This window comes from Labedella phragmitis, from assembly GCF_004078635.1.
GTDB classification, from domain to species: domain Bacteria; phylum Actinomycetota; class Actinomycetes; order Actinomycetales; family Microbacteriaceae; genus Labedella; species Labedella phragmitis.
Genome location: NZ_RZNB01000002.1, coordinates 448,785 through 465,977 on the forward strand (window position 1 = coordinate 448,785; position 17,193 = coordinate 465,977).

Below are 17,193 nucleotides of genomic sequence, written 5' to 3' on the forward strand. Positions count from 1 at the left end.
GCCTCCCAGCCGAACGGGCGTTCTCGCGACCGTATTCCCCGTGGATGCCGAGCCGCCGTTTTGGCCCGGGGGAGACGAACACGTTGAATGGAGTCGTGAAGGCAAACGATCTCGATACTCTGCAGGCGCCCGGGCGACCGAGCGTCCACCCCACCGACGACGTCGCCGTCGTCTCGGTCACGCGGCCGGACCTCGGCGCCGACGCCTATGTCGGACAGTTGTGGACCGTGCCCCTCGACGGCGGCGCGCCGCGCCGATTGACCCGGGGCTTCCGGGACTCCGCCCCGCGGTATTCGCCGGACGGCGCCGTCATCGCCTTCCTGCGATCGTCTCCCGGCGAGCCGGCCCAACTGCACGTCGTCGCATCGACGGGCGGCGAGCCGATCGCCATCACCGCCGAACGGCTCGGCGTGTCCGCGTTCGCCTGGTCCCCGGATTCGTCGTCGCTCGCATTCACGACACGTGTGCCGGAGCAGGGTCGTTATGGGACGGTCCCCGAGATCTCCGCCGACGCCGAGGCGCCCCGGCGCTTCACGACGCGCACCTACCGGGCCAACGGTGTCGGCTACACCACCGATCGCCGCTCGTCCCTTTTCATCGTCGAGGTCCCCGACCTCGATGCGGAGCCCGTCGTCAGACCACTTCCCGAGCGGTCGGGCGAGGAGGCACCCGAGACAGCGCTCGTTCCCGTGGCCACGCGACTCACCGATCTCGACGCCGAAGTGTCCGGTCCGGTCTTCACGCCGGACGGAAGCGCCATCGCCGTCGTCGCGGCGCTTCACGACACGCGCGATGTCGACCGGGTGTCGGCCGTCTACGCCGTGCGTGTCGACGGTTCTGGGGAACCCGAGCGGCTCTCGAGCGACGACGCCCCGCGATCGATCGCCGCGGCCGCCTTCTCACCGGAGGGGCAGCTCCACGTCCTCGCGCAAGAGCTCGGCCCCGCCGGCGTCGACTTCGTGGCACGCAACACGTCGCTCTACCGGATGTCGTCGCCCGACGCTCCCGCCGTCGTGCTGACCGATGTCGCCGACACGGACATCGGCGAGGTCGCCGACATCGCCTTCACGACCGACGGATCCGTCGTCTTCCTCAATCGGTCGAAAGGAGCTGTGCGGGCGGAACGGCTCGGTTTCGATGGCACGCGGACGCCGTTGACCTCGCACACCGATGTCGTGACATCGATCGACGCCGCGGGCGAGCGCATCGTCGCTGTCGTCGCGGGGGAGTCGGACTCCGGAGAGGTCGCCGTTCTCGGAGGACCGGATCCAGTGCGGCTCACTGATTTCTCGCGATCCGTGCGCGACGCCGGAGTGCTCCCGATCGAGCGGCACGCCATCACGGGGCGCTCCGGTCAGGTCGTGGAGGGGTGGCTCGTGAAGCCAGCCGGCGACGGTCCCTTCCCGACACTCCTCATGATCCACGGCGGCCCGTTCGCTGCGTACACCGGAGCATTCTTCGACGAATCCCAGGTGTACGCGGACGCGGGATACGCCGTCGCCTACTGCAATCCGCGCGGAGCCGCCGGCTTCGGCGAGGATTTCGGACGGTCGATCAAGAACGCGATGGGAACCGTGGACTTCGAGGACGTCATGGACTTCTTCGACGGCGTGGTGGCGGCCGACGACGCACTCGACGCGGACCGGGTCGGTGTGCTCGGCGGGTCCTACGGCGGCTATCTCACGGCGTGGATCACGGCGCACGACCACCGATTCGCGGGCGCGATCGTCGAACGCGGTTTCCTCGACCCCGAGCTCTTCGTGGGCACGTCCGACATCGGTGACTTCTTCGGCGACGAGTACGTGGGGACATCGGCTGAGGACATCGCGCGCCAGAGTCCTCAAGCCCACGTGCGCGACGTGCGCACGCCGACGCTCGTGCTGCACTCGGCCGACGACCTGCGGTGCCCGTTGTCTCAGGCCGAGCGGTATTACGCGGCGCTCAAGCGCAACGGCGTCGAGGCCGAACTCGTCGTGTTCCCGGGCGAGAATCACGAGCTCAGCCGTTCGGGCCGTCCGCGTCACCGTCGCGATCGCTTCGACGTCATCCTCGACTGGTGGGCACGCGTTCTTCCCGTGTGAGCGCGGGGCCGTTCGCGCCGACGCGGGAACGGCCATCACGCCATAGCCGGGGCGCATTCGGCAACGCTGATAATGCACATTATGTCAGATTGAAGCTGGCAGGTTTGCGTTGGATGCACTCTCCCGCGGTGATCCGCGGGTCCACGGATAACGATCGCTTGTGAGCGGATGAGTGATCCGGTGCAGGCCTGCAAGCGTGGATGTGGTTTCCCGTGCCCGCGTCACTCAACCGGACGGCGGCGGAGCTGAGCCGTCGAGCCGCGTACGACGAGGCGCGTCTCCAGCTCGATCCGGGGCGCTGAGGGCTCGGCCGCCTCGCCTCTCCGGCCGCCGAGCCGCCGCAGCATGCGGAAGGCGGCAGCCCCCATCTCGGTGATCGGCTGTTGGATCGTCGTCAACGCCGGCGCCGCCCACGCGGCCTCGCGGACGTCGTCGAAACCGACGACGCTCAATTCCTCGGGGATGCGGAGATCGAGGCGGGCCGCCGCATCGTAGACGCCGAGGGCCATGAGGTCCGAACATGCGAAGACGGCCGACGGTCTCGTCGTGCCCGCCCCGAGGAGCGCCGTCGCCGCTTCTCGCGCCGCTCCCCTGTCCCACCCGCAATGGATGACGCGCTCCGGCGGCACCGGGTGGCCTGCGTCGCGGAAGGCGGTCGAGAAGCCGTCGATCCGTGCGCTGCTGTAGAGGTGTGGGCGCGATCCGCCGATGACGGCGACGTCGGTGTGCCCGCCCGCGAGGAGGTGTTCGGCAGCCAGGCGACCCCCCTCCCAATTGGTGGCGCCGATGCTCGCGATCTCCCGCGGCGGCCGCGTGCCGGGATCGACGACGACGACCTGCACACCCGCCGCCGCGAGCGTGTGCAGCTGGGCGGCCGTCGCCTCGACGAGCACCACGATCGCTCCGATCGTCGATCGGCGGAGCAGGCGGCGTACCCAGTCGCCCGCCGGGTCCGCGACTGTGAGGACGAGGTCGAGATCGGCGGCCGCGGTCTCGCGCTCCACGCCTTCGAGCACGCGACTGATCCACGAACCCTCGAGGTGTCCGACGATCACGTCGACCATGCGAGACTCCCCCGCCTCCTCAGCCCGATGGCGCCGAGGGTGCCGCTTGTAGCCGAGACCGTGGGCCGCTTCCATGACCGTGCGGCGGGTCCCCTCCGACACGTCGGTACCGCCGTTGAGGACCTTGGAGACGGTCGGCACGCTCGTTCCCGCGGCCCGGGCGATCTCGGCCATCGTGACTCTCGCGGGTCGCGACGGCTCGGGTTCTCGTTCGACCATGATGAGACGATACCGCAAGTTGCGAAACTTGCATCGACAACTTACGGCACCGAATCGTGGTGCATGCCTTGTCTTCGCAGAGCTGCCGGTTCACAATAGAGCGACATCACCCGCTTTCAGAGTCGAAATTGCGCAACTGCGTATGCCAGTCTTCGCCTCTCCGACTCTTCGAGGACGATGATGACCGACACCAGCACCACCACCGCGACGAGACGGGCGCTCGTCGTCCGCGGCGGGTGGGACGGGCACCAGCCGGTCGAGGCGACGGAACTCTTCATCCCCTTCCTCATCGACAACGGCTTCGACGTCACGATCGAGGACTCCCCCGCGATCTACGCGGATGCCTCCTTCCTCGCCACGGTCGATCTCATCGTCCAAAGCAACACGATGTCCACGATCGAGACCGAGGAGGTCGCCGGACTACGCACCGCTGTCGAGAAGGGCACGGGGTTCGCCGGCTGGCATGGCGGCATCGCCGACTCCTATCGCAACTCCTCCGATTACCTCCAGCTGGTGGGCGGCCAGTTCGCCGCGCATCCGGCGAAGCGCCCGAGCGAGCGCAGTGCCGATACGGCCGACAACGACGTGCGTCACACGATCCGGATGACACCGGCGGCCGCAGACCATCCCATCACGCGCGGGATCGGTGATTTCGAGCTCGTCACCGAGCAGTACTGGGTGCTCCACGACGACTACAACGACGTGCTCGCGACCACGACACAAGCCGCTCGAGAGGGTGATCCCTGGACCCGGCCCGTGACGTCACCCGCCATCTGGACCCGGCGTTGGGGCACCGGGCGCATCTTCGTGTCGACCCCGGGTCACCGCGTCGAGATCCTCGAGGATGCCCGCGTGCGGACCATCATCGAACGGGGCCTGCTGTGGGCCTCCCGCTGAGGGTCGGCATCGTCGGGGTCGGGAAGATCAGCGAGCAGTACCTCGCGACCCTCCCGTCGCTCCCCGTCCTCCGTCTCGTTGCCGTCGCCGACCTCGACGCCGAACGCACGGAACTCGTCGCGGCGGCGCATGGAGTCCGCGCCTCGACCGTCGACGAGCTGCTCGCCGCACCCGACGTGGATGTCGTCCTCAACCTCACGATCCCCTCCGCTCACGTGGAGATCGGCACGCGCGCCCTGCGAGCAGGTAAGCACGTGTTCGCGGAGAAGCCGCTCGGGCTCGAGCCTGCATCGGCTCAGGCGATGCTCGACCTCGCCGACTCGCTCGGGCTGCGCGTGGGAAGCGCGCCGGACACCGTCCTCGGGACGGGCGTGCAGACCGCTCGCGTGGTGGTGGATTCGGGTGCCATCGGCACACCGATCGCCGCGTCCGTCTTCTGGTCGGCTCCCGGTCACGAGCGCTGGCATCCCTCGCCCGCCTTCTACTACCAGCCGGGAGGAGGTCCGCTCCTCGACATGGGACCGTACTACCTCACGGCTCTCGTCCACCTCTTCGGTCCCGTCGTCCGGGTGTACGGTCGGTCGACGCGGTCCGACCGGGTTCGAACCATCGAGACCGGTCCCAACGCCGGCACGACGCTTTCGGTCGATGTCGACACTCACGTCAGCGCCGTTCTCGAACACGCCGGCGGAGTCACATCGACGATCACGGTGAGTTTCGAGATCCGGCGGACGCGCGCCCCACTCTTCGAGGTCTTCGGCACGGGTGGAACGGTCGCGGTACCGGATCCGAACATGTTCTCGGAGTCGGTCGAGATCGCCACGGACGAGGACCCCGAGTGGCGCAAGGTACCGGAGTCCGCCGGCTATCGGGACGCCACCCGCGGAATCGGACTCGCCGATCTCGCGGAATCCGTCGCCGACGGCCGACCTCATCGGGCGAGCGGCCGGCTGGCCCTCCACGTGCTCGAGATCATGGACGCCGTCCTGCGCTCGAACGCCGCGCACACGGCGATCGAGCTCGAGAGCCGCGTCGAGCGGCCCGAGCCCGTGCCCCTGCGAGCGCCTGACGGCGTCGAGCCGCTCCCCTCCCCCGCTTCGAATAGGACGACATCATGATTCACGCCTCCGTCTCGGTCGACCGCAGTGCGATCGTCGCTCCCGTCCATCGCCGGCTCTTCGGTTCATTCGTCGAGCACTTGGGGCGATGCGTCTACGACGGGCTCTACGAGCCGGGCCACCCGACGGCCGACGCTGACGGGTTCCGGCTCGACGTCGTCGAGCTCGTGAAGGAACTCGGCACGAGCACCATCCGATACCCGGGCGGCAACTTCGTCTCGGGGTACCGCTGGGAGGACGGCGTCGGTCCTCGATCCGAGCGCCCGCGACGACGCGACCTCGCATGGCACTCCCTCGAGACGAACGAGGTCGGTCTCGACGAGTTCGCGCGATGGGCGCGGCTCACGGGAAGCGAGGTCATGTACGCCGTCAATCTCGGAACGCGCGGGGTGATCGAGGCTCTCGACGTGCTCGAGTACGCGAACGGACCCGCCGGCACGACCCTCGCCGACCTGCGGATCGCCAACGGAGGGACCGAGCCCTACGACATCCGCATGTGGTGCCTCGGCAACGAGATGGACGGGCCCTGGCAAGTGGGCCACATGAGCGCCGAGGACTACGGCAAGCTCGCGTCCCGCACGGCCAAGGCGATGAAGATCGCTGACCCGGGCCTCGAACTCGTCGTGTGCGGGTCGAGCGGATCGGGGATGCCGACGTTCGGCGACTGGGAGCGCACGGTGCTCGAGCACACGTACGACGACGTCGAGTTCATCTCCTGCCATGCCTACTACCAGGAGTCCGGCGGCGACCTCGGGTCATTCCTCGCCTCGTCGCTCGACATGGAGTACTTCATCTCGACCGTGGTCGCGACGGCCGACCACGTGAAGTACAAGCTGCGGCACGAGAAGACGATCATGCTGTCGTTCGACGAGTGGAACATCTGGTACCTGGAGGAGCATCAAGCGCGGGAGGCGGAGCTCGCCGCGGCCGACACGGACGGCTCACGGGAGTGGCCCTATGCGCCGCGCCTCCTGGAGGACGTCTACACCGCGGCCGACGCCGTCGTTCTCGGAAACCTGCTCATCACGCTCCTGTCGCACGCCGACCGGGTCACCTCGGCGTCGCTCGCTCAGCTCGTCAACGTCATCGCGCCGATCATGACGGAGCCCGGGGGTGAGGCGTGGCGTCAGACGACGTTCTTCCCCTTCTCGGTGACCTCACGGCTGGCGAGGGGTGTCGTCCTTCGCCCTCGCATCGAGGTCGGTTCGTACCCGACGGCGAAGCACGGCGCGGCGCCGCTCGTCGACGCCGTGGCGACGTTCGACGAGGAGACCGGCACCGCGGCCGTCTTCCTCGTGAACCGGTCCCTCTCCGAGGCCGCGACGGTGACGGTCGACCTCTCGTCGCTCGGCGTCACGGCGATCACGGAAGCGCTCGTCCTCCACGACGACGACCCGTACGCGAAGAACACGCGCGACGATCCGGAACGAGTCGCCCTGTGCGCCGTCGACGCCGCGATCGCCGCGGGTGTCGTCACGGTCGAACTCCCCGCCGTCTCCTGGGTCGCCTTGGCCGTGAGCTGAGCTCGGCCGGGATCCGGTACCGGGCCTACCTCGCGGTCCCGGTCTCGTAGAGCGACAGCGGCTTCGTGATCGCCTCGAGCGACTGCCGCTCGGCGTCGACCCCGAAGATCTTCGCGACGATGCCACCGACGATCATGATCGCCGCACCGAGGAAGTACCCGATCGTGAGCGGTCCCCGGTCGGTTCCGTCTCCCACGAGGATGCCGTAGATCGTCGGCGCGAAAGCGCCCGCGAGCTGGCCGATGATGAAGAAGTACGAGATGGCCTGGCTGCGGAGCTCGAGCGGGAAGATCTCGCTCACCGTGAGGTAGGCGGACGATGCGCCCGCCGAAGCGAAGAAGAAAGCCACGCACCAGAAGATCGTCTGCGTCGTCGCGGTCAGCATGTCCGCCTGGAAAAGCACGGCGGAGATGGCCAGCACGACGCCGGAGACGCCGTAGGTCAGCAGGATCATGTTGCGCCGCCCCCAGACGTCGAAGAAGTGACCGAGCACGAATGGACCGACGAGGTTTCCGATCGCGAAGGGGAAGAAGTACAACTGGGTCGTCGACGAGTCGAGGCCGTAGAAATTCTGCAGCACGAGAGCGTAGGTGAAGAAGATCGCGTTGTAGAGGAACGACTGCGTGATCATCATCGTCGCTCCCACGAGCGTGCGCTTCGGATAGTCCTTGAGGAGGACCCGCGCGATCACGCGGAAGGGGATCGATCCGGTCGTCTTGAGTTCGATGGCCTGCGAATCGTCCACCTTCTCGAGGGTCCCGCCCTCGCGCTCGACACGGCCCTCGATGTCGTCGACCGTGCGCTCGGCCTCCTCCTCGCGCCCGTGCGTCATGAGCCATCGCGGGCTCTCCGGGATGTGGCGCCGCAGGAAGATGATGAGGATCCCGAGGACGGGGCCGATGAAGAACGCGAGACGCCAGCCGACGTTCTCCGCGAAGATCGACTCGTTCAGGAAGAAGAAGTTGAAGGCCGTACCGAGAGCCGCCCCGCCCCAGTAGGTGCCGTTGATCGCGATGTCGACGCGCCCGCGGTACTTCGCCGGGATCAGTTCGTCGATCGCGGAATTGATGGCGGCGTACTCGCCGCCGATACCCGCTCCCGCGATGAATCGGCACACGAGGAGGATCTCGTAGTTCGGCGCGAGACCGGCGAGGCCCGACGCGATCAGGTAGATCGCGAGGGTGAGGAGGAAGAGCTTCTTGCGTCCGAGCCGGTCTGAGAGCCGACCGAAGACGAGGGCGCCGATGACCTGGCCGATGAGGTAGACCGTCGCGGTGATCCCCACCTCCGCCGCCGCGAGGCCGAATTCCTTCTGGAAGCCGGCGGACGCGACGATCTGGATCTCGAGACCGTCGAGAACCCACGAGAATCCGAGGCCGACGACGATCGACCAGTGGAACCGGGTCCACGGCAACCGGTCCATCCGGGCGGGCACGAGGCTGCGGATCGGTGCGGTGTCCTCGTGTACATCAGTGGTCGACATTGCGCCTCCTCGGCGTTCACCCTAGACCCGCGATCGAGGCGGGCGGCGAACCCCGGTTCGCCCCTTGCCCGGCGAGCGGTCGGAGGAGTATAAATCGCCCGGTGCGGTCGATTCCGGCGAGTGCCGGAGCGTCAGCGGCCGCGCAGGCGCTCGAGATCGCGTCGATCGCGCTTCGTCGGGCGACCGCTCCCCCGGTCGCGCGTCACGTCGGTCGGCGTCTCGGCGCGCGGCGGACGCGGCGGGGTCAGGTCGCTGTAGCTCTCCGCAGCGACCACGGCCGAGACACGCTTCACCAGGAGCGCACGCGCGACGACGATCCTCTCGTCGCCGATGCGGACGCGTACCTCGTCCCCCACGGAAACGGGTTGAGCCGGCTTCGCACGCTCGCCATTGACGCGGACGTGCCCTGCCTTGCACGCGGCCGTCGCCGCCGATCGGGTCTTCGTCAGCCTGACGGCCCAGATCCAGCTATCGACGCGAACTGTCACCATCGGCCGTCGACACCCGCTACTGGTTGCCGATCTTCTTGTCGGCCGCCTTCTTCGCGTTGTCGATCTGGTCCCGATACTTCCCGCCGGTCGCCTTGTCGGCGGCCCCCGCGATGCCGTCGAGGATCTTGTCGCTCGTTCCCTCGGCCTTCTCGCTCTTGAGCGCCTTCGTGACGCGCTCGTCCTTCAGGAACTCCTGCGCCTTCTTCGAGATGTCGTCGATGCCCATGTGTGTATCCGATCTGTCGTCGTTGTCGTCCGCTCGCCGGTTCGCGTCCGACGGACGTGGTGGGGTGGTTCAGGTCAATGGGTCGGGCGTCGTCAGGTCTCGCCGAAACCGGACTCGATGAGTTCCGCGAGCGCGTCGACCGCCGGTCGTCCGGCCGGGTCGGGCGTCGAGAGCGTGACCGTGGAACCGGCCGTCAGGCCGAGGCCCATGATCGCCAGCAGGCTCCTCGCATCCTTGCCGTTGACGGTGACCGGCGCGTCCTGCCGCGAGGCGAGCTTGACGAACTCGGCAGCGGGTCGCGCGTGCAGACCGTCACGGTTGACGAGTACGACGGAGCGTTCATACGGACCGCTCGTCGTCGCGTCGGCCGGCGACGTCGGCGCGTCGGCGACCGCGGTCTCCCCGTTCGCCGTGCGGGCCGCGGCCGCGACGTCGGCACGCGCCGATCCGGACGCGGCGGCCACGGCCGCGGCGACGGCGCCCTCCACGAGGGGCGCATCCACGATCTCGACTCGCGCTCGTGCCTCATCGTCGAGGAAGTCGAGGGCCGTCTCCGCCGTCAGGACGGCGGACCCGAGGTCGCACAGCACGACGACGCCGTCGCCGGAGTCGGTCGCTGCGAGGCCTGCCGTCACGCGGTCGAAGCTCGTCCCGATGCGCCCGTCATCCGTTCCGCCTGCCGGCGTGATCGTCACTCCAGACGCCATCTGTCCGGCCAGATCGACGACGCCCTCGGCGATCTTCTCCGAGTGGGAGACGATCAGGATCCCGACCGTCACCTCGCCGCCTCCACAGCGGCGCGGAGGATCAGCGCGCTCGACTGAGCGCCCGGGTCGCGGTGACCGACGGCCCGCTCACCGAGGTAACTCGCGCGTCCCTTGTGCGCGACGAGCGACTCGGTCGCGACGGCGCCGGCCTCGGCGGCGGCCGCGGCGGCCTCGAGGACCTCGCGTTCGTCGGAGCCCGACTCGGCGGCGGCCGCAGCGGCATCGACGGCGGGCGTCCACGCGTCGATCATCGTCTTGTCGCCGGCCTCGGCCTTCCCACGCAGGACGACGCCGTCGCGAGCGGCGGTCAGGAGCTCGACGAGGCCCGTCGCGTCGATCTCGGCTCGACCCGCGATCGCTCCTGACGCCTTGAGGTAGGCCGTTCCGAAGAGCGGGCCGGAGGCGCCGCCGACGGTCGAGATGAGCGTCGTCGCGACGACCTTGAGCACATCGCCGGGAGTCGAGTCGCCCGGGAGCGCGTCGAGCTTCGGCAGGACGGCGGTGAAGCCCCGGTCGAGGTTCTCGCCGTGGTCACCGTCTCCGATCTCCCGATCGAGCGTGATGAGTTCGACGCGGTGTTCCGCGATCACCTCTGCTGCCCGCCGCACCCACGCGACGGCCCAATCAGTCCCCAGCGTCATTCGTCCACTCCCTTCCGGACGCGTCGCTCGCGCCCATCGTCCCTCAACGTCAGCCGCACCGGCATCAGCGACCCCATCGGAGCGCCGCCGTCTGAACGGGTGCGTCCCAGAGCTCGGTCATCTCGTCGTCGAGCTTCAACACGGAGATGGATGCTCCCTGCATCTCGAGGGCGGTGATGTAGTTGCCGACGAGGTTACGGACGACCGTGATGCCCCGTTGCGCGAGGACCTCGACCGCATGGCGGTAGACGATGTAGAGCTCGACGAGAGGGGTCCCGCCCATCCCGTTCACGAACAGGAGGACCGACTGACCCGACTCGAAGGGAAAGTCGTCGAGGATCGGTGCCAGCAAGCGGTCGACGATGGCGTCGGCAGGCTCGAGGGCGATGCGCTCCCGACCGGGCTCGCCGTGGATACCGATGCCGATCTCGATCTCGTCGTCACCGAGCGTGAAGCTCGGCTCGCCCGCGTGCGGGACGACGCACGGCGTGAGGGCGACACCCATCGTGCGGACATTCGCATTGACCCGCTCGGCGATCGCGGCTACCTCGTCGAGGGCGTCCCCCCGCTCGGCGGCCGCTCCCGCGATCTTCTCCACGAGGACGGTCCCGCCGACACCGCGGCGTCCCGCCGTGTAGAGCGAGTCCTGTACGGCGACATCGTCGTTCGTGACGACCGAGCGCACCTCGATGCCGTCGGCGGCGGCGAGATCCGCGGCGGTCTCGAAATTGAGCACGTCGCCCGTGTAGTTCTTGACGATGTGGAGGACGCCCGCCCCGCCGTCCACGGCCTTCGTGGCCGCGACGATCGGATCGGGCGTCGGCGAGGTGAAGACGGGTCCCGGCACTGCAGCGCCGAGCATGCCGTGCCCGACGAACCCGCCGTGGAGGGGCTCGTGGCCGCTTCCCCCGCCGCTCACGATCCCGACCTTGCCGGCGACGGGCGCGTCGGAGCGGACGATGAAGAGAGGGTCGGTGGACGCGGTGACGATGTCGGAATGCGCGGCTGCGAAGCCCGCCACGGACTCCTGCACCACATTCTTCGGATCGTTGATGAGCTTCTTCATTGAAATCTCCGGGGTCGTCGGGAGGGTCGGGTCAGGTGGCCGCGGGAGGCCCGCCTCCACACACCGTACGCCGGAAAGGGCTCGGCGGGAAAGGAGTCGACCGAGTCAGGCCGCCGGTGCTCGCGTCGCGGCGATCCAGGCGTCGAGAGTGCGCGTCGCCGCCCCGGAGTCGACCGTCTCGGCGGCGACGGCCAGAGCCTCGCGGAACCGCGTGACGAAGCTCTCCTGCACACGCGACGGGTCCTCGGCCAAACGGTAGGACACGATCCCCGCCGCGGCATTGAGGAGGACGATGTCGCGCACGGGACCGGTCTCGCCGTCGAGTGTCCGCCGCACGATGGCGGCGTTCTCCTCCGGCGTTCCTCCGACGAGGTCCTCGATCCTGGACCGCGGGATGCCGAGGTCGCGCGGATCGAGGTCATGCTCGGTGACGAGTCCCCTGCTCACCTCCCACACGTGCGAGTGGCCCGTCGTCGTGAGCTCGTCGAGCCCGTCGTCGCCGCGGAAGACGAGGGCAGTGGCACCCCGCGTCTGGAACACGCCGACGATGAGGGGGACGCGGTCGAGCGAGGCGACGCCGACCGCCGAGGCCTCCGGACGCGCCGGATTGCAGAGCGGGCCGAGGAAGTTGAAGACCGTCGGGATGCCGAGATCGGCCCGGACGGGACCGGCGTGGCGGAACCCGGGGTGGAACGCCGAAGCGAATGCGAAGGTGATCCCCACATCGTCGACCGTCGCCGCGACGCGTTCCGGCGAAAGCGTCAGATCGAGGCCGAGAGCGGCGAGCACGTCACTCGATCCGGACTTCGAGCTCGCGGCCCGATTTCCGTGCTTGATCACCGGGATACCCGACGCGGCCGCGATCACCGACGCCATCGTCGACACGTTCACCGTGCCGAATCTGTCCCCGCCCGTGCCCACGATGTCAAGGGCCATGGAGTCGGCCGGTAGCGGTATGGCGTGTTCGAGGATGGCGTCGCGGAAGCCGACGATCTCGTCCACCGTCTCCCCCTTCGCGCTCAACGCGACCAGGAAGCCGGCGAGCTGAGCCGGGGTCGCCTGGCCCGTCATGACCTGCTGCATCGCCCAGGTGGCCTGCGCCACGCTGAGGTCTTCGCGGTCGAGGAGAGTCGAGATGAGCGCTGGCCATGACGGGGTGGAGGTCATGGTCCGATTCTAGTGAGCGGCGTTCTCGCACCGGATTCACGGCGCCTTCCCGGCGTCGACTAAGGCTCGCCTAAGTTCGACAACTTGTAGAACGAGCTCCGTGGTGCACGAATTCGGACTCGGGATCGGCCATAATGGAACGGTGACGAGCACTCCAGTGAACTTCGCGGCCGCAGCGCAGCGACTCAACAGACCGAACCCGGTGATGGTGGGGACGATCGTGTGGCTCGGCAGCGAAGTGATGTTCTTCGCCGGCCTCTTCGCGATCTACTTCTCCCTCCGATCGATGGCGCCCGAGCTCTGGGCCGAACAGTCCGGCCTCCTCAACGTGCCGTTCTCCTTGGTCAACACGCTGATCCTGGTGTCGTCCTCCGTGACGTGCCAGATGGGCGTGTTCGCGGCGGAGAAGTCGAAGGCGCGCTCCACCTCGGGCAATCCGAAGGACTGGGGCATGGTGGAGTGGTTCTTCCTCACCTACGCCCTCGGTGCGATCTTCGTCGCCGGTCAGATCTGGGAGTACGCGACCCTCGTGAGCGAAGGCGTCACGCTCAGCTCCGATTCGTACGGCTCGGTGTTCTACTTCACGACGGGCTTCCACGGCCTCCACGTGACCGCCGGACTCATCGCCTTCCTCCTCGTGATCGGACGCGCCTACGCGGTCAAGTCCTTCGGGCATCGTGAAGCCACGAGCGCCATCGTCATCTCGTACTACTGGCACTTCGTCGACGTGGTCTGGATCGGCCTCTTCTTCGTCATCTACGTCCTGAAATAGCACCGGAGCGCACACACACATGTTCAGAACTTCCCGGAAGCCACGAGCCGGCCGTAAGACCGGACGCCGCTCCCCTCTCGCGAGTGTCTCGCTCATCGCGCTCGGCCTCCTGCTCTCCGGCGGCGCCTACGCCCTCGTCAGCTCGTCCACCGCCGTCGCGGACACGTCCTCGACGGCGACCCAGGCCACCGTCGAGGAGGGCGAGAAGCTCTTCCAAGCCAACTGCGCCACGTGCCACGGTCTCGACCTCGAGGGCAGCGACGACGGCCCCAGCCTCATCGGCGTCGGTTCGGCCGCCGTCGACTTCCAGGTCGGCACGGGTCGAATGCCCCTCCAGGCCCACGCTCCTCAGGCCCCCGTCAAGCCGGTCCAGTTCACCGACGACCAGGTCAACGCCCTCGCGCAGTACGTCGCGTCGATCGCTCCCGGCCCGTCGATTCCCGAGGATCAGTACCTCGATGCCGAGGGCGACGCCGCTCGGGGGGCCGAGCTCTTCCGCGTCAACTGCGCCATGTGCCACAACGTCGCCGGCGCCGGTGGAGCCCTCACCGAGGGCAAGTACGCTCCGGCCCTCACGGGTGTCACGCCGTCGCACATCTACGAGGCGATGCTCACGGGCCCGCAGAACATGCCGGTCTTCAACGACGCCAACCTCACCCCAGAGGACAAGCGCGACATCATCACCGCCCTCAAGTTCCAGGAGAACTCGACCTCCGTCGGTGGCCACCCGCTCGGAGCCCTCGGCCCCGTCGCGGAAGGTCTCTTCCTCTGGATCGCCGGAATGGGCATCATCGTGGCGCTGACCGTGTGGATCACGGCTCGGTCCAACTAGTCGCCTCCGCGACCCCACAGCATCGACGAACGCAGTACGGAAAGTAGAAGGAGCAACATGGCACAGGACGGTACAAGCGGCACGGAACTCGCCGCTGCCGGCGACCACGACGAGGCGCATGCCGTCTCGCCGGGCACGGCCGTCGTGTCCTCCGACGCCGTCCGCGACCCGGGTCTGCCTCCGCACCGGTTGCGCGTCACCGACACGAACCCCAAGAAGGCCAAGACCGCCGAGCGCGCCGTCTACACGCTCTTCTACCTCTCGCTCGCCGGCAGCATCTTCGCGGTCGCCGCCTACATGGCGTTCCCGATCGTCCCGGAGGACCTCCTCTCGGTGCGCTTGAACAACATGTTCATCGGTATCGGCATGACCCTCGCCCTCCTCGGCATCGGGATCGGCGCGGTCCATTGGGGCAAGGCGCTCATGGCGGATCACGAGGCGATCGACATCCGCCACCCCGTCCGCGGGACGGACGAGACGCGTGCCCGTGCCGTCGAGATCTTCGACGAGGCGAACCAGGAGAGCGGTTTCGGGCGCCGGTCGCTCATCCGCAACACGCTCATCGGATCGCTCATCGCGTTCCCGCTTCCGGCCGTCGTGCTCTTCCGCGGCCTCGCTCCCGAGGGCGAGGACCCGGTCGAACTCCTCAGCCACACGATGTGGGAGGCGGGCACCCGCCTCGCCCGCGACCCCGACGGAACGCCCATCAAGGCCTCCGATGTCACCATCGGCTCCGTCTTCCACGTCATCCCCGAGAACCTCCCGGGTTCCGAGCACATGCTCGAGGAGAAGACGAAGGCCATCGTCCTCCTCATGCGGTTGAAGCCGGAAGACCTCGTCGAAGAGGAATCACGTAAGGACTGGTCGTACAACGGCATCGTGGCCTACTCCAAGGTCTGCACACACGTCGGTTGCCCCGTCGCCCTCTACGAGCAGCAGACCCACCACCTGCTGTGCCCGTGCCACCAGTCGCAGTTCGACGTGGCCAACCACGCAGCCGTCATCTTCGGGCCGGCAGCACGACCCCTCCCCCAGCTCCCGATCGCCGTTGACGACGAAGGTTACCTCGTCGCGCAGAGCGACTTCCGCGAGCCCGTGGGACCGTCCTTCTGGGAGCGTCACTGATGAGCACGTCAACCGCTACGCGGCCCGAGACGTCCGTCGAGAAGAAGTCCGGCGGCTTCACGGCCGCCGCGTCGAACTATCTCGACGAGCGCACCTCGATCTCCGCCGTCGTCAAAGAGTTCGGCCGCAAGGTCTTCCCCGACCACTGGTCGTTCCTGCTGGGTGAGGTCGCCCTTTACAGCTTCGTCGTCATCCTCCTCTCGGGGACGTTCCTGACGTTCTTCTTCCAAGCATCGATGGCAGAGGTGCACTACGACGGCTCCTACGTCCCTCTGAAGGGTGTGGAGATGTCGGCCGCCATGGCGTCGACGCTCGACATCTCGTTCGACATCCGCGGTGGCCTGCTCATGAGGCAGATCCACCACTGGGCCGCACTGCTGTTCGTGGCGTCCATCGGCCTGCACATGATGCGCATCTTCTTCACGGGTGCCTTCCGCAAGCCGCGCGAACTCAACTGGGTGATCGGCTTCGTTCTCTTCATCCTCGCTATGGCCGAGGGCTTCACCGGTTACTCGTTGCCCGACGACCTGCTCTCGGGCAACGGCCTGCGGATCATCGACGGCATGATCAAGGGCATCCCGCTCGTCGGCACCTGGATCTCGTTCCTGCTCTTCGGCGGCGAGTTCCCCGGTACCGCGATCGTCGGACGCCTCTACACGCTGCACATCCTGCTCCTCCCCGCGCTCGTGCTGCTCTTCATTGCGCTGCACCTGGTGTTCGTGGTCGTCCACAAGCACACCCAGTTCTCGGGCCCGGGAAAGACGCAGCAGAACGTCGTCGGCTACCCCGTGCTTCCCGTCTACGCCGCGAAGGCCGGTGGCTTCTTCTTCATCGTGTTCGGCGTGATCGTGCTGCTCGCGACGTTCTTCACGATCAACCCGATCTGGAACTACGGTCCGTACGACCCGTCACCGGTGTCGGCGGGAACCCAGCCCGACTGGTACATCGGATTCGCCGACGGCGCCCTCCGATTGATTCCTCCGCACCTCGAGTTCGTGCTGTTCGACCGCACGTGGTCCTTCAACATCCTCATCCCGCTCGGCGCGCTCGGTCTCTTCATCGTGCTCGCCATGATCTATCCCTTCATCGAGGCATGGGTCACGGGTGACAAGCGCGAGCACCACATCCTCGACCGGCCGCGCAACGCCGCGACCCGGACGGCGATCGGTGCCGCCGGCCTCACGTTCTACGCCGGCCTGTGGGCGGCTGCGAGCTCGGACATCATCGCGACGCACTTCAAGCTCACGATGGAAGGTGTCATCCATGCCCTCCAGTTCGTGGTGATCGCCGGGCCGTTCATCGCTTACTTCATCACGAAGCGCATCTGCCTCGCCCTGCAGAAGAAGGACCGCGAGATCGTGCTCCACGGCTACGAGTCGGGCCGCATCATCCGGCTCCCCGGCGGCGAGTACATCGAGAAGCACGAGCCGATCGACGAGTACCAGCGCTGGAAGCTCGTGAGCTACCACGACTACAAGCCGCTCATGATCCGTCCGAACTCGCGAGGCAAGATCTCGGTGGGCCAGCGTGCTCGTGCCGCACTGTCGCGATGGTTCTTCGAGGACCGCATCGCTCCCCCGACGCGTGGCGAGATCGAGGCCTCGCACCACCACGAGGACCACGTCGAGATCGAGTCGTCGCACCAGAACCACTGACCGCCGCAGTCTGAGTCGGTCGAGCGAACGGCCCCTCTCCTCGGAGCTCGTCGAGTAACATCGATG

16 protein-coding genes are annotated in these 17,193 nt (G+C 67.7%); 8 read left to right on the forward strand and 8 right to left on the reverse strand.

Translation table 11 applies throughout. The annotated features are described in order from the left end of the window. Positions 1–95 precede the first annotated feature (95 nt). Complete coding sequence (locus ELQ90_RS06820) at positions 96–2,081, forward strand: S9 family peptidase (protein ID WP_243696046.1); 1,986 nt, start codon at positions 96–98, stop codon at positions 2,079–2,081. Between the two features lie 221 nt (positions 2,082–2,302). Here the strand turns inward: ELQ90_RS06820 and ELQ90_RS06825 are convergent, their stop codons facing one another. Next, complete coding sequence (locus ELQ90_RS06825) at positions 2,303–3,364, reverse strand: LacI family DNA-binding transcriptional regulator (RefSeq protein ID WP_208020582.1); 1,062 nt, start codon at positions 3,362–3,364, stop codon at positions 2,303–2,305. Between the two features lie 180 nt (positions 3,365–3,544). Here ELQ90_RS06825 and ELQ90_RS06830 point away from each other — a divergent pair, with 180 nt between their 5' ends. Genes ELQ90_RS06830 through arfA form a run of 3 tightly spaced genes read left to right on the forward strand, consistent with a single transcriptional unit; the run spans position 3,545 to position 6,902 of the window. Next, entirely contained in the window at positions 3,545–4,261 is a 717-nt protein-coding gene (locus ELQ90_RS06830; protein ID WP_128494517.1) for a ThuA domain-containing protein, read from the forward strand. Next, positions 4,246–5,379, forward strand: coding sequence for a Gfo/Idh/MocA family protein (locus ELQ90_RS06835; protein WP_128494518.1), 1,134 nt, complete (start codon positions 4,246–4,248; stop codon positions 5,377–5,379). Before ELQ90_RS06830 ends, ELQ90_RS06835 begins: the two co-directional genes overlap by 16 nt. Further along, positions 5,376–6,902, forward strand: coding sequence for an arabinosylfuranosidase ArfA (arfA, locus tag ELQ90_RS06840; protein ID WP_128494519.1), 1,527 nt, complete (start codon positions 5,376–5,378; stop codon positions 6,900–6,902). Before ELQ90_RS06835 ends, arfA begins: the two co-directional genes overlap by 4 nt. Positions 6,903–6,927: 25 nt before the next feature. Here arfA and ELQ90_RS06845 read toward each other — a convergent pair whose 3' ends face one another. From ELQ90_RS06845 to trpD, 7 genes are all read right to left on the reverse strand, one after another. After that, positions 6,928–8,385, reverse strand: a complete 1,458-nt coding sequence (locus tag ELQ90_RS06845; RefSeq protein ID WP_166408876.1) for an MFS transporter — start codon at positions 8,383–8,385, stop codon at positions 6,928–6,930. Positions 8,386–8,516: 131 nt separating this feature from the next. Beyond that, positions 8,517–8,876 (reverse strand): RNA-binding S4 domain-containing protein, encoded by a 360-nt coding sequence (locus ELQ90_RS06850; protein WP_128494520.1) that lies wholly within the window; start codon positions 8,874–8,876, stop codon positions 8,517–8,519. 16 nt (positions 8,877–8,892) lie between these two features. Continuing rightward, the gene (locus ELQ90_RS06855) at positions 8,893–9,102 is read right to left on the reverse strand and encodes an Rv0909 family putative TA system antitoxin (RefSeq protein WP_128494521.1); all 210 of its coding nucleotides are present in this window, start codon (positions 9,100–9,102) and stop codon (positions 8,893–8,895) included. A 92-nt stretch (positions 9,103–9,194) separates the two neighbouring features. After that, the gene (gene dhaM, locus ELQ90_RS06860) at positions 9,195–9,881 is read right to left on the reverse strand and encodes a dihydroxyacetone kinase phosphoryl donor subunit DhaM (protein ID WP_128494522.1); all 687 of its coding nucleotides are present in this window, start codon (positions 9,879–9,881) and stop codon (positions 9,195–9,197) included. After that, the gene (gene dhaL / locus ELQ90_RS06865; protein WP_128494523.1) at positions 9,878–10,510 is read right to left on the reverse strand and encodes a dihydroxyacetone kinase subunit DhaL; all 633 of its coding nucleotides are present in this window, start codon (positions 10,508–10,510) and stop codon (positions 9,878–9,880) included. Before dhaL ends, dhaM begins: the two co-directional genes overlap by 4 nt. Positions 10,511–10,574: 64 nt before the next feature. After that, on the reverse strand, positions 10,575–11,576 hold the full coding sequence (dhaK, locus tag ELQ90_RS06870) for a dihydroxyacetone kinase subunit DhaK (RefSeq protein WP_128494524.1): 1,002 nt from the start codon (positions 11,574–11,576) through the stop codon (positions 10,575–10,577). Positions 11,577–11,681: 105 nt separating this feature from the next. After that, the gene (trpD, locus tag ELQ90_RS06875) at positions 11,682–12,743 is read right to left on the reverse strand and encodes an anthranilate phosphoribosyltransferase (protein ID WP_128494525.1); all 1,062 of its coding nucleotides are present in this window, start codon (positions 12,741–12,743) and stop codon (positions 11,682–11,684) included. A gap of 142 nt (positions 12,744–12,885) precedes the next feature. On the opposite strand from trpD, the gene ctaE reads away from it, so the two are divergent. Genes ctaE through qcrB form a run of 4 tightly spaced genes read left to right on the forward strand, consistent with a single transcriptional unit; the run spans position 12,886 to position 17,127 of the window. After that, on the forward strand, positions 12,886–13,515 hold the full coding sequence (gene ctaE / locus ELQ90_RS06880) for an aa3-type cytochrome oxidase subunit III (protein ID WP_481808280.1): 630 nt from the start codon (positions 12,886–12,888) through the stop codon (positions 13,513–13,515). Positions 13,516–13,534: 19 nt separating this feature from the next. Continuing rightward, positions 13,535–14,347: a cytochrome bc1 complex diheme cytochrome c subunit gene (gene qcrC, locus ELQ90_RS06885; RefSeq protein WP_128494526.1), complete on the forward strand. Its 813-nt coding sequence runs from the start codon at positions 13,535–13,537 to the stop codon at positions 14,345–14,347. Positions 14,348–14,404: 57 nt separating this feature from the next. Continuing rightward, positions 14,405–15,472, forward strand: a complete 1,068-nt coding sequence (gene qcrA, locus ELQ90_RS06890) for a cytochrome bc1 complex Rieske iron-sulfur subunit (RefSeq protein WP_128494527.1) — start codon at positions 14,405–14,407, stop codon at positions 15,470–15,472. Beyond that, the gene (gene qcrB, locus ELQ90_RS06895) at positions 15,472–17,127 is read left to right on the forward strand and encodes a cytochrome bc1 complex cytochrome b subunit (protein WP_128494528.1); all 1,656 of its coding nucleotides are present in this window, start codon (positions 15,472–15,474) and stop codon (positions 17,125–17,127) included. The genes qcrA and qcrB overlap by 1 nt, the downstream gene beginning before the upstream one ends. Positions 17,128–17,193: the final 66 nt, after the last annotated feature.